This is a genomic window from Metabacillus schmidteae, assembly GCF_903166545.1.
GTDB classification, from domain to species: domain Bacteria; phylum Bacillota; class Bacilli; order Bacillales; family Bacillaceae; genus Metabacillus; species Metabacillus schmidteae.
In genome coordinates, this window is record NZ_CAESCH010000001.1 from 852,499 (window position 1) to 864,664 (window position 12,166).

Below are 12,166 nucleotides of genomic sequence, written 5' to 3' on the forward strand. Positions count from 1 at the left end.
CTTTTTCCTATTCCTCAGATAACTTAATCTCATTATCCTCTTTATGATAATGATGAAAGCTGTAAATAAGAGTATCTAAATGCTCTAGTTGCTCACTATAATCGATGATCGATGAAATGAGCGGCAACAGTGAATAGAAGCAATCAGATTCATGTTGTTCATGAAATTGCATAAACACTGAAATCAGTTGTTCTTTGTTGAATTTACCTTCTTCAGCCAGCTCTGTAGATGGCTGAGTCTTTGTTTTTCCGATAAATCGAAGCAGAGATTCTTCATGGAAATAAAGAAGATAATCTAACTCTGTCACAAGGTTTCTTTGAAAATCTTCCGGCATTTGGTTTAAATCATTTTCTAAGCGATGTAATTTTTTTAATGTTTCCAGTGCTTTATTTGTTGTGACAATCATTTGTCGGAAAAGAACAAGCTTTCTCGATTTTGCGTAGCTTTCCCGCTTAAAGTAATTTCGTTCTTCTTTAAAATTTAAATAAAGCTGATCAAGCTTGATCATTTTTTCTTTTAATTTTTCAATATCATCTTTCAAAACATTATGCTCAGACGCATGACGGATATTGACTCTGGTCCATTTAATAATATCTTCTGTGTTTTCGGCAATTCGGTTGTAAAGCTTTGTTTCGTATTTCGGCGGTAGAAACACTAAATTGACGATAAAGGCTGCAAATACACCGAGTAGGATGGTAAGAAAGCGAATCAGAGCAATTTCAACAAAGTCGTCACCAGGGCTTTCTAATATGGCAATAACCGTGACGAGAGCAACAGGAATTGTGCTTTCAGCCTTGAGTTTAATATTGATGGCAATGACGATGATGGCTGTGAGACCAATGATAATCGGATTTGAGCCAAAGATTAATCCAAAGGTAATTGCTAAAGCGGCACCAATGACATTTGCTTGAACCTGTTCAATAATAGAAAGATAAGAGCGGTAAATCGTTGGTTGAATGGCAAAAATCGCTGAAATACCTGCGAAAGCAACAGAAGGCAATTCCAATGCTATTGCTAAAAATAAAGCTAGTGTAATGGCTATCCCTGTTTTAAGGATGCGTGCACCTAGTTTCATGTATGCTTAAAACATTCCTTTCGTTTTTCGAATAACAACTCATTAATATTAAAATCAATATCGTACTATACAGCCTTTTATTCCCTATTACAAGAAGTATTTACCCTATTTTACGAAAATGTAAATCGTCCATATTTTCTGAAAAATATATCTGTATAGAAAAGGAAGAGGATGACTCTTGGGTTGTACCCATAAAAGGAGTCATCCTCTTCTATTACATATCAAAAAGAATGATTATAGTAATTGACGGAATGCCTGTTCAACAGCTTTCAATGTGACTTGAATATCTTCTTCAGTATGTGCTGTTGTTAAGAACCAGGCTTCATATTTGGAAGGAGCGAGGTTGATTCCCTGGTTAAGCATGAGCTTAAAGAATTTTGCGAACATCTCACCGTCTGTGTTTTCAGCTTGTTCGTAGTTGGATATTTTTTCGTTTGTAAAATAGATAGTTAACGCACCTTTAAGGCGGTTGATCGTGATCGGAATATTATATGTACGAGCGTGCTGTAATATTCCTGCTTCAAGAATTTCACCTAATTTATCAAGCTTTTCATAAACACCTTCTTGCTTTAGCACTTCAAGACAAGCAATTCCGGAGAGAATAGACGCAGGGTTACCGGCCATTGTTCCAGCTTGATAAGCTGGTCCTAATGGTGCGACTTGCTCCATAATTTCTTTTTTACCACCATAAGCGCCGATTGGAAGCCCGCCGCCGATGATTTTCCCTAGTGCTGTTAAGTCAGGATACACACCTAGCAGATCTTGAGCTCCTCCATACATGAAACGGAACGCTGTAATAACTTCATCATAAATAACTAATGCCCCTGCTTGATGAACAACTTCATTTACTTCCTCTAAGAAACCTGGCTTCGGCTCAACGATTCCGAAGTTTCCAACGATTGGTTCAACAAGGATAGCAGCTACTTGGTCTCCCCATTTCTTTAACGCATCTTTTAATGGTTCGATTTCGTTAAATGGGACAGTAATTACTTCTTGGGCGATGCTTTTTGGTACACCAGCAGAATCAGGAGTTCCTAATGTAGAAGGACCGGATCCGGCTGCAACTAAGACAAGATCTGAATGGCCGTGGTAGCAGCCTGCAAATTTAATGATTTTCGTTCGGCCTGTGTAGGCGCGTGCTACACGGATCGTTGTCATGACAGCCTCTGTACCGGAGTTTACGAAGCGAACTTTATCCATCGCAGGCATCGCTTCTTTTACCATTTTTGCGAATGTTATTTCATGAGGAGTTGGAGTACCGTAAAGAACTCCGGTTTCAGCTGCCTTCGTGATGGCCTCTGTAATATGCGGGTGAGCATGACCTGTAATAATCGGTCCGTATGCAGCCAAATAATCGATATATTGATTGCCGTCAACATCCCAGAAATAGGCTCCTTTTGCTCTTTCCATCACGACAGGTGATCCGCCGCCAACTGCTTTATAAGAACGGGAAGGAGAGTTTACCCCACCTACAATATGTTGTAATGCTTCTTCGTGTAATTGTTGTGATTTTGAAAAATTCATCAGTATCCTCCTACTATGTAAAACATGAATAGACTATCGTTTATTCTAACATGAATCTGTGAATCTAAAAAATTTGAAATTAGGTGCTTACCATTTGTTGAATCTTCTCATTTTAGATAAACTAGTAAGTTGTGACGAGACTAGGAGGGAGAAAAATGACAAACATCATTGAGGTAAAACAATTGCGCAAAGAATTTAAGTCATACTCGAGCAGACAAGGCTTAAAAGGTGCTTTTCGTGATTTATTAAATAGACAATACAAAACGATTCCTGCTGTGAATGACGTATCGTTTACTGTGGGTCAGGGGGAAATGGTTGGGTATATTGGTGAAAATGGAGCAGGGAAGTCAACATCAATTAAAATGCTAACAGGGATTTTAACGCCCACTTCAGGTGAAGTGTTAGTGAATGGCATGAATCCTCATAAAGAGCGTGAACAATTTGTCAGATCAATAGGCGTTGTTTTCGGCCAGCGTTCACAGCTATGGTGGGATATCGCGGTACAAGAGTCATTTCGTTTATTGAAAAAAGTATATAAAGTATCAGATAAAGATTATAACGAGCATATGGAGCATGTCATTTCAACGCTGGATATCGGTCCATTGCTAGATAAGCCTGTTAGAAAGCTGTCACTTGGACAAAGAATGAGATGTGAACTGGCTGCAGCACTTATTCACAATCCTCCACTACTATTTTTAGATGAACCGACGATCGGTCTTGATGTTCTTGTAAAGCTGAAAATCCGCCAATTCCTAAAAGAAATGAATGAAAAATATAAAACAACGATTCTGTTAACAACCCATGACCTTTCTGATATTGAAGCACTTTGTGAGCGGGTCATTATGCTTGATGAGGGCAAGGTTATCTATGATGGAGCATTAGCGAAGCTGCGTTCACATTGGGGTGAAGGAAAGCAAATAGAATTTCAATTTGAGCAGGAAGTGCTTGAAGAACAGCTTAGCTTCTTAACGCAGGATCTTGATGTTGTATGGCAAAAGGGAGATAAATTGCTTACTTGGAATGCTCTTGTAAGTGATAAGGAAGCACAAATGTCCGAACTTATTGGTCGAGTAGTAGGGACTCATCAAATTACTGATTTGAGCGTAAAAGAAATTTCTACTGAAGAAGTCATTCGTAATATTTATGAAAAAGGAGAGGTCCTTTCAAGCTGAGGTGAAAACATGGATAAATATATTGAAATGATAAGAATCCGCTTTTTAATGATGCTTGCGTATCGAACGAATTATTACAGCGGAATTTTGATTTATAGCATTAATATAGGTGCCTATTATTTTTTATGGACAGCGATTTACGGCGGGAAAGAATCGATCGAAGGATTGTCGGCTGTTCAAATGACAACATATATAGCTGTCTCATGGATGGCGAGAGCTTTTTATTTTAACAATATTGATCGTGAAATTGCCCTTGAGATTAAAGAGGGGAAAGTGGCGGTTGAACTCATAAGACCTTATAACTACCTTGGAATGAAAACTATGCAGGCTTTTGGTGAAGGGATTTTTCGATTAGTATTTTTCTCGATTCCCGGGATGGTTATTGTCGCTCTTGTCTTTCCGATGGAGTTTTCTACGAATGGACTGACATGGCTCTTATTCGCAAGTTCACTTGTGTTTAGTTTTATCATCAATACTCAAATCAACTTAATTACCGGAATGCTCACATTCTTCTTGTTTAATAATGACGGACTAATGAGAGCAAAACGAGTGATTATTGATTTGTTTTCAGGGCTCCTTTTGCCAATTAGCTTTTACCCGGGGTGGGCTCAGGATATAATGATGTATTTTCCATTCCAGGCAATCAGCTATATTCCAAGTATGATTTTTACAGAAGGAATTAAAGGGAATGAAGTCCTGCAGGCCATTTTACTACAAGGCTTTTGGGCGATTGTGCTGCTCCTCCCGATTCAGGTTATATGGGTTATCGCAAAAAAACGAATGATCATTCAGGGAGGATGATGAGATGTTTTATTTTTCAATGTTCACCCAATATATAGGACAATATATGAAAACAAGAATGCAATACAGAGCTGATATGGTTGTGGAATTGCTGTCAGATATGCTGTTTCAAGTAACAAATTTAGTCTTTATTCTTGTTGTGTTTGGTCATACTCAGTTTTTAAGTGGCTGGACTCGTGATGAAATTATTTTTATTTATGGCTTTTTCTTAGTTCCTTTTGCTGTATTTGGTGCGTTTTTTAACATTTGGGATTTTAATGAGCGGTATATCGTGAAAGGAGAAATGGACAGGATCTTGACTAGACCGATTCACAGTCTCTTTCAAGTGATTTTAGAACGAATGGAGCTTGAATCTTTGTTTGGGGCGATAACCGGGATCATTATTATGGGATATGCTTCGGTTCAACTCGGTTTAAGTTTTCATTGGTTTGATATTATCTTTTTTATCATTTTTGTCATAAGTGGGGCCCTTGTATATGCAGGGATTTTCATTTCATTAGCAAGCATCGGATTCTGGTCAGATGCCCGTACATCACTCATGCCAATGATGTATAATATCGGGAATTATGGTCGTTATCCAGTTGATATTTATAACTCGGTTATTCGGTTCGTTTTAACATGGATCCTGCCATTTGCATTTGTTGGTGTGTATCCGGCAGCTTATTTTCTTAATAAAGAAGAATGGTATGTGTATTCGTTTTTGACCCCTGTAATGGGAATTGTGTTCTTTACACTCTCTGTGTTTTTATGGAACCAAGGGGTAAAAAGGTATAGAGGTGCAGGGAATTAATATGTAAAATTATCAAGGCTTAGCTATTTGACGCTAAGTCTTTTTTCTATATTTTTTCATAACAGAGCATGTGGCCGTATATATTGGATTATGGACAACCTTAAATAGGGTGGGGTGTATGTGGGCCTTCTGTTTGCTATATGTATTGTCATATGTATCTTTATGAGTTTTAGATATGTTGTGATGGTTTGCTTTCAAAAGAATTTTTTGTCAGTTGATACGATTATTATGATTATGTATCTATATGTTTCCCTGCTTTTGGGGTTTGGGGTCATTTATTTGATTTGTATGCAGAGCAGTATTCCAGTTTTGCAGGAAGCCGGAAACATCACAACCGGAGACTATTTTGATAACCTGTTTACATCTTTATACTTTAGTGCAGTGACATTGTTTTCCTTAGGGTATGGAGATGTTGTTCCAGTGGGAATCGGCAGATTTTTAGCTGTTATCGAATCATTAATTGGATATGTACTTCCAGCTGTTTTCTTAGCGAGAACCGTCATTGGCATTGATAAATAGTTCAGAGTTGTAGGATGACAAAAAGTTGGTTACGCTTATATAGTGAACATATGCTTGGAGGGATATATATGACAATTGAAATTGGCAATGAGGTACCTGCTATAGAATTGGTAGCAGACAATGGAGAAAAAGTGAGTTTAACTGATTATAAGGGGAAATATGTTGTTTTATATTTTTACCCAAAAGATATGACACCAGGCTGTACAACTGAAGCGTGTGATTTTCGAGACCAGCACCAAAGCTTTGCAGATGTAAATGCGGTTATCGTCGGGGTAAGTCCTGATCCTCAGGATAAACATCAAAAGTTTAAAGAAAAACATGACTTACCTTTTCAACTATTAGTTGATGACGAACATCAGTTAGCTGAAGCTTTTGACGTTTGGAAGCTAAAGAAAAACTTCGGAAAAGAATATATGGGAATTGAACGATCTACATTTATTATTGATCCTGACGGAAAAATCATCAAGGAGTGGAGAAAGGTAAAAGTAAAAGATCATGTTGAGGAAGCTCTGAATTACATAAAAGAAATTCAATCTTAAAGAGTAGAAGGTGTCTTGATGAGAGATGAGAGAATAAAGAAACTGGCTGCGGTTTTATTGAATCACTCTGTGAAAGTGGAAAAAGGGGAAAAAGTGTTAATTAGAGGTCATTTAAATGCAAAACCTCTTATAACGGAAATTATCGATCAAACGTATGCAATAGGAGCATATCCTTATGTGGAAATACTCGATGATGAGATTACGCTCCATTTGGCTAAAAACTATCAAAAAGCTCAACTGGAAACACAAGCAAAATGGTCAATGCAAATCTATCAAGATGTAGATGCTGTTATCGTTATTATAGGGGAAGAAAATGATGCGGAGATGGCAGAGGTTCCTGCAGAAAAGCATAAGCTCCGTGGAGAAATCATGAAGCCTGTTTCAGAATTCTATGTAAATAATCGTAAGTGGGTGCTGTTGAATTATCCAACGAAGGGCTTGGCACAGAAAGCGGGAATGAGTACAAGTGCATTTGAAGATTATCTATTCGATGTATGTACAGTAGATTATGACAAAATGGCAAGTGCTGCTGAACCGTTAAAGGAATTGATGGAAAAAACAGATCGTGTCAGAATTACAGGACCTGGTACAGATCTGCAGTTTTCCATTAAAGGCATTCCAGTAGTTCCTTGTACAGGTGAAGCGAATGTGCCAGATGGAGAAGTTTTTACGGCCCCAATCAAAGATTCAGTAAATGGAACTATTTCATTCAATACACCATGTCCATATCACGGAATGACGTTCCGCGATGTAAAGCTCACGTTCGAAAATGGCAAAATTGTTGATGCTGTTTCCGATCAAACGGAAAAACTGAACGAAATCCTTGATACTGATGAGGGATCAAGATATATAGGGGAATTTGCATTAGGGTTCCATCCTTATATTGAAGAACCGATTGGTGATATTTTGTTTGATGAAAAGATTTGCGGAAGCTTTCATTTTACACCTGGAGAGGCATATGAAGAAGCAAATAATGGAAACAAATCGGCGATTCATTGGGATATGGTATTAATTCAAAGACCTGAGTATGGTGGAGGAGAAATTTATTTTGACGATGTTCTTGTCCGAAAAGATGGTCAATTTGTTCTTCCAGAGTTAACAGGTTTGAATCAAGATAATCTAAAGTAATTTAGAGCCTATTTTTAAAACGTAAGGCAAACGTCCAGCCAAATTTATAGATTGTGCGTAGATTATTAGGGAAGGCATTACCTCCTCAAATGTTAGCGCCGGATTGGAAGTGCGGACTTAGGTTCGCACTCTTTTTATTTTGGGAAAACTAAGTTGCTATATAATTAGGCTAGAGGGTGGTTGATTGAAGCTCCAGGTTGCTCGCTTTCCGTGGGGCGTGCGGTGAGCTTCCTCGGCGCAGGCGCCTGTGGGATCTCACCTGTCACGCTACTCCCACAGGAGTCTCGCACCTTCCGCTTCAATCAACCTAAATTGTTTTTTTAGAACTTAAAAGAAACTTTTAACCAGCCTATTTTTTATCATTCTTAGAATTTACATAAAGGGGAACACAAACATGAAGGTATTATCTACAGTGAAGCTACCAGAATATTTGAGAGAGGATATAGATCATTCTTTTCCGGATGTAACGTTTTATCATGATAGGAAAATAGATGAGGCACATGATTTGTTACCAGAGGTGGATATTATCTTTACGTATGGAGAGGATTTAACAGAGGAACATATTAATGCAGCGAAAAACCTAAAATGGGTTATGGTTACGTCTGCTGGTATTAATCAGCTTCCATTTGATGCGCTTGAAAAGCGTGATATTTTGGTTACAAATTCAAAAGGTGTGCATGCTATTCCCATGGCGGAGTATTGTATCGCTATGATGCTGCAGGTTTCAAGACAAGCAGAGGTATTGACTGAACACCAGCGGTTACATAAATGGGATCGTCGTGTGAGAATGGAAGAATTATATGAGAAAACAGTGCTTATTCTTGGGACAGGAGCAATAGGATCGGCGACTGCGAAACTAACCAAAGCGTTCGGTATGAATGTATCGGGTGTAAACAGTGATGGAAGAGCTATTAAGCATTTTGACAGTACCTATAAAATGAGTGAGGTAAAAGACCCACTATCCCATGCTGATTTTGTTATTTCTGTTTTTCCAAGCACAGATCATACAAAAGGTCTATTAAATAAAGAGTTTTTCGAGAATATGAAGGACGATGCGGTGTTTATCAATATTGGCAGAGGTGACGCAGTTGTTGAAAAGGATTTGATGGAAGTTCTGAAAGCAAACCGTTCTTTGCATGCCGTTTTAGATGTATTTGAGACAGAGCCACTGCCAAAGACGCATCCGCTTTGGGATATGGAAAATGTCACGGTAACTCCTCATTTATCCGGGATTACAAGAAGATATTTGCCTAGAGCGATGGAGATTGCCAAAACCAATCTAGGTTATTTTTTAAACAATGAACTTGCAGAGATGCAAAATAAGATTTTACTTAGCAAAAGATACTAAACAAGCATGAATGAAAATTTGCGGTAAATAATACATTGTATAAAGAACGTTTGACAAAAGTCGTAGTTACAATGTACACTAATTATAAACATTATAATGTAAGAATTTTTATAGAAGTGAGGTGCATGGCGGATGTCTGAACATCAATTAAAGGATGCATTAGATACCCTGAAGCAAACCGGAGTACGGATTACACCTCAACGTCATGCTATACTAGAATTCTTGGTCGATTCCATGACACACCCTACAGCAGATGATATATATAAAGCATTAGAAGGCAAATTCCCTAATATGAGTGTTGCTACTGTTTATAACAACCTAAGGGTATTTCGTGAAGTTGGACTTGTTAAGGAATTAACGTATGGCGATGCATCAAGTCGTTTTGATTTCATAACGTCTGATCACTATCACGTCATTTGTGAAGGCTGTGGAAAGATTGTTGATTTCTCTTATCCAGGACTTGATGAGGTTGAGGCTTTAGCTGCACATGTAACGGGATTTAAAGTTAGTCACCACCGTATGGAGATATACGGTTTGTGCCCAAGTTGTGAAAAGAAAGAAACACATTAAAACAAGCTGGAATTTATAGCTTGTTTTTGTATGAATGTAAAAAAGGGGCCGACCCAAAAGTCTAGATTTTAGACCTTGGGTTAGCCTTTTTTCATACTTTTATTTTTTTAATTCAGTTAACGTAAAAACCGAGACGTTCCATTGCGCTCCAGACACTTGCTTTCCGCGGGGAGGAAGCTGAGCCTCCTCGCCTTCGGCTGTGGGGTCTCAGCCTTTCCTCACTTCCCGCAGGAGTCAAGTGTCTTACGCTCCATTCCACTATCGATCTAAAATTATATTCATAGAAGCAAAACCCCTACGAAAACAGTCTTTTTTAAAGAGTAATTAAACAACAAAAAAATCGCCCCATTTTGTATAATTAAGTTACCACACCAAATTATCCAAGAAAGGAACGATTTTTTATGAAATATGATCATATCTCTTTCGTTAATTATAACATGAATCAGTTAGTTCTTCCATTAGACCTTGAAATTCTCATCCCTCAAAATCATTTATCTACCATTGTCCATGAAGCTGTAGAAAAGCTAGACGATACATTGTTATTTCAACCCTACAAAGGTGGTGGACGCCCATCATATCATCCAAAAATGTTACTTAAAGTCATCGTTTATGCTTATACACAAAAAGTTTACTCAGGAAGACAGATGGAAAAGTTACTAACCGAAAATATCTACTTTATGTGGTTAAGTGGTAGTCAAACTCCTGATTTTCGTACAATCAATCGGTTTCGATCCGAGCGAATGAAAGATATTATCTATCAAGTCTTCTTTTCAATTGTAGAGTTACTACGTGAAAAAGGATTGGTAAAGCTGGAGCACTATTTTGTTGATGGGACTAAGATAGAAGCAAATGCAAATCAATATACATTTGTTTGGAGAAAAGCGACAGAAAAATATGATAAAAGTTTAGATGACAAATATCGTCAACTCGCTTTCCAAATTGAGCAAATCCTTGAAGAAGAGGAAAAGTCCGCCCCTTCCGCGGGGCTAGAAGAAAAGCTGAAAGAAACACCGATTACTTCAGAACAGATTGAACATAGTATTAAAAAGTTAGAAAAACATTTAGAAACAGAACCCAAAAATAAAGAGGCGAAAAAAGTTGTTCGATTACTAAAAAAAGATTATCTTCCTCGTAAAGTGAAATATGAAGAACAAAATCGACTATTCAATGGAAGAAACAGTTTCTCGAAAACAGACACTGATGCGACCTTTATGAGAATGAAGGAAGATCATATGCGAAATGGGCAATTAAAACCAGGATATAATGTACAAACAGGGACAGAAGGTCAGTTTATTACGGGCTTCTCACTTCATCAAAGAGCAGGTGATCCAAGTTGCTTAATCCCTCACCTCAAACACTTGGAGGTGCACGGAGTGAAACCCCAAAAAATAGTTGCCGATTCTGGCTATGGTAGTGAGGAAAACTATGATTTTCTCGAAAGAGAAGGACGAACAGCATACATAAAATATAATACGTTTGATCAAGAACAAAAAAAGAGCTGGAAAAAGAAAATCGATCGTGTAGAAAATATGGAGTACGATGAGGAGGTAGATGAGTTTATTTGTGCAAACAAGCAACGCCTTATTTTTCAGTATGAAACCACAAGAACATCAGATAATGAATATGTATCAATTAAAAGAAGATATTCTTGTTTTGAATGTACCGGCTGCCCATTCCAAATAACTTGTGCCAAAGGGAAAGAACAAAAAACAATTACAATATCTCTAGAAAATCAAAGGCAAAGAAAAGAGATTCGTGAACGTCTTCAGAGTGAGGAAGGCCGGAAATTATATAGTCAACGAAAATGCGATGTGGAAAGTGTATTTGGACAGTTAAAACACAATCAACAGTTCAGACGGTTTTCAATGCGGGGTCTCCAAAAAAATACGATTGAATGGGGGCTTCTTTGCGTTGCACATAACTGTAAAAAAATGCAGAAAGCGATAAAAAGAAATAAAGAAATGAGGAAAATTGATACCAATAAGGGTTAGGAATAGCCCTTTTAATTGAAAAATCCCACTATTTGGATTCTTATAAAAACACATAAGAAAAGGGTGCTCAAAAGGTTGTCATTTAACGACCTTTTGAGTCACCCTCTTTTCTGTGTGTTATTAGAAAGTGTATAGGTATTGTACTTTGTTTTAGTGTCTAGCTCCAGCGCCTACCCCTCGAGGTCATAAGTCAATTTGGAATTGAAGGTAAACAACACCTTCAATTCCAAATCGCCTTATTTGCCCTAGGCTGATCAAGGCGCTTACGCTTTTCTAATGTTATTTTAAGCTTTTTTTATTATAGCTCTCATCAAATTCTTTTCCTTCAAGGTCCTTGTCCAATGTGAGAGGTTCCTTGCAATACATACACATATCAACACGCCCTAAAATCTTTGTATGCTTTCCACAAGTTGGACATGTTACTTGAACAGCCTTTGTTGACAGCATACCGATCCAGAAATAAACAACCGTACTTGCGATGATCGACAGCATACCCAACATCATAAAAATCGTCATAACCCACATATTCGTGCGAAAGAAAACACCGATATACATAATGATAAATCCTACAAAAATTAAGCTTAAAGCGAAGGTTCTGATTTTATTGATCTTACTAGTATATTTACGAGCCATTTTTGACCTCCTCATAACGATGAAGCGAGTTTAGCGCTTTCTATGCTTATTAATAGTATCAGAAATGATATTTTTT

Annotated in this window: 12 protein-coding genes; 9 read left to right on the forward strand and 3 right to left on the reverse strand. The window is 37.7% G+C overall.

All coding sequences use genetic code 11. The annotated features are described in order from the left end of the window. Positions 1-7: 7 nt before the first annotated feature. Positions 8-1,075: an FUSC family protein gene (locus tag HWV59_RS04130; protein ID WP_175638148.1), complete on the reverse strand. Its 1,068-nt coding sequence runs from the start codon at positions 1,073-1,075 to the stop codon at positions 8-10. 234 nt (positions 1,076-1,309) lie between these two features. Further along, on the reverse strand, positions 1,310-2,599 hold the full coding sequence (locus HWV59_RS04135) for a glutamate-1-semialdehyde 2,1-aminomutase (protein WP_175638149.1): 1,290 nt from the start codon (positions 2,597-2,599) through the stop codon (positions 1,310-1,312). Positions 2,600-2,754: 155 nt separating this feature from the next. On the opposite strand from HWV59_RS04135, the gene HWV59_RS04140 reads away from it, so the two are divergent. The 9 genes from HWV59_RS04140 (at position 2,755) to HWV59_RS04180 (ending at position 11,457) form a co-directional block, all read left to right on the forward strand. Beyond that, positions 2,755-3,771, forward strand: coding sequence for an ABC transporter ATP-binding protein (locus HWV59_RS04140; protein ID WP_175638150.1), 1,017 nt, complete (start codon positions 2,755-2,757; stop codon positions 3,769-3,771). Positions 3,772-3,780: 9 nt separating this feature from the next. Continuing rightward, the gene (locus tag HWV59_RS04145; RefSeq protein WP_175638151.1) at positions 3,781-4,572 is read left to right on the forward strand and encodes an ABC transporter permease; all 792 of its coding nucleotides are present in this window, start codon (positions 3,781-3,783) and stop codon (positions 4,570-4,572) included. A gap of 4 nt (positions 4,573-4,576) precedes the next feature. Continuing rightward, on the forward strand, positions 4,577-5,362 hold the full coding sequence (locus HWV59_RS04150; protein WP_175638152.1) for an ABC transporter permease: 786 nt from the start codon (positions 4,577-4,579) through the stop codon (positions 5,360-5,362). Positions 5,363-5,482: 120 nt separating this feature from the next. Continuing rightward, complete coding sequence (locus HWV59_RS04155; protein WP_102233038.1) at positions 5,483-5,881, forward strand: ion channel; 399 nt, start codon at positions 5,483-5,485, stop codon at positions 5,879-5,881. Positions 5,882-5,949: 68 nt separating this feature from the next. After that, a complete protein-coding gene (gene bcp / locus HWV59_RS04160) occupies positions 5,950-6,420 on the forward strand; it encodes a thioredoxin-dependent thiol peroxidase (protein WP_102233037.1) in 471 nt (156 codons plus the stop codon). 18 nt (positions 6,421-6,438) lie between these two features. Continuing rightward, positions 6,439-7,548 (forward strand): aminopeptidase, encoded by a 1,110-nt coding sequence (locus HWV59_RS04165; protein WP_175638153.1) that lies wholly within the window; start codon positions 6,439-6,441, stop codon positions 7,546-7,548. Between the two features lie 394 nt (positions 7,549-7,942). After that, on the forward strand, positions 7,943-8,896 hold the full coding sequence (locus HWV59_RS04170; protein WP_175638154.1) for a D-2-hydroxyacid dehydrogenase: 954 nt from the start codon (positions 7,943-7,945) through the stop codon (positions 8,894-8,896). 132 nt (positions 8,897-9,028) lie between these two features. Beyond that, positions 9,029-9,466 (forward strand): peroxide-responsive transcriptional repressor PerR, encoded by a 438-nt coding sequence (gene perR / locus HWV59_RS04175; RefSeq protein ID WP_102233034.1) that lies wholly within the window; start codon positions 9,029-9,031, stop codon positions 9,464-9,466. 401 nt (positions 9,467-9,867) lie between these two features. Continuing rightward, positions 9,868-11,457: an IS1182 family transposase gene (locus tag HWV59_RS04180; protein WP_175638155.1), complete on the forward strand. Its 1,590-nt coding sequence runs from the start codon at positions 9,868-9,870 to the stop codon at positions 11,455-11,457. 279 nt (positions 11,458-11,736) lie between these two features. On the opposite strand, the gene HWV59_RS04185 is transcribed toward HWV59_RS04180, so the two are convergent. Beyond that, positions 11,737-12,090 (reverse strand): YgzB family protein, encoded by a 354-nt coding sequence (locus HWV59_RS04185; RefSeq protein WP_102233033.1) that lies wholly within the window; start codon positions 12,088-12,090, stop codon positions 11,737-11,739. Positions 12,091-12,166 lie beyond the last annotated feature (76 nt).

What these genes read in the sequence shown, in the direction of transcription:
- HWV59_RS04130 (WP_175638148.1), bottom strand. Translation starts at nt 1,075, where the DNA reads ATGAAACTAGGTGCACGCATCCTTAAAACAGGGATAGCCATTACACTA.
- HWV59_RS04135 (WP_175638149.1), bottom strand. Translation starts at nt 2,599, where the DNA reads ATGAATTTTTCAAAATCACAACAATTACACGAAGAAGCATTACAACAT.
- HWV59_RS04140 (WP_175638150.1), top strand. Translation starts at nt 2,755, where the DNA reads ATGACAAACATCATTGAGGTAAAACAATTGCGCAAAGAATTTAAGTCA.
- HWV59_RS04145 (WP_175638151.1), top strand. Translation starts at nt 3,781, where the DNA reads ATGGATAAATATATTGAAATGATAAGAATCCGCTTTTTAATGATGCTT.
- HWV59_RS04150 (WP_175638152.1), top strand. Translation starts at nt 4,577, where the DNA reads ATGTTTTATTTTTCAATGTTCACCCAATATATAGGACAATATATGAAA.
- bcp (WP_102233037.1), top strand. Translation starts at nt 5,950, where the DNA reads ATGACAATTGAAATTGGCAATGAGGTACCTGCTATAGAATTGGTAGCA.
- HWV59_RS04165 (WP_175638153.1), top strand. Translation starts at nt 6,439, where the DNA reads ATGAGAGATGAGAGAATAAAGAAACTGGCTGCGGTTTTATTGAATCAC.
- HWV59_RS04170 (WP_175638154.1), top strand. Translation starts at nt 7,943, where the DNA reads ATGAAGGTATTATCTACAGTGAAGCTACCAGAATATTTGAGAGAGGAT.
- perR (WP_102233034.1), top strand. Translation starts at nt 9,029, where the DNA reads ATGTCTGAACATCAATTAAAGGATGCATTAGATACCCTGAAGCAAACC.
- HWV59_RS04180 (WP_175638155.1), top strand. Translation starts at nt 9,868, where the DNA reads ATGAAATATGATCATATCTCTTTCGTTAATTATAACATGAATCAGTTA.
- HWV59_RS04185 (WP_102233033.1), bottom strand. Translation starts at nt 12,090, where the DNA reads ATGGCTCGTAAATATACTAGTAAGATCAATAAAATCAGAACCTTCGCT.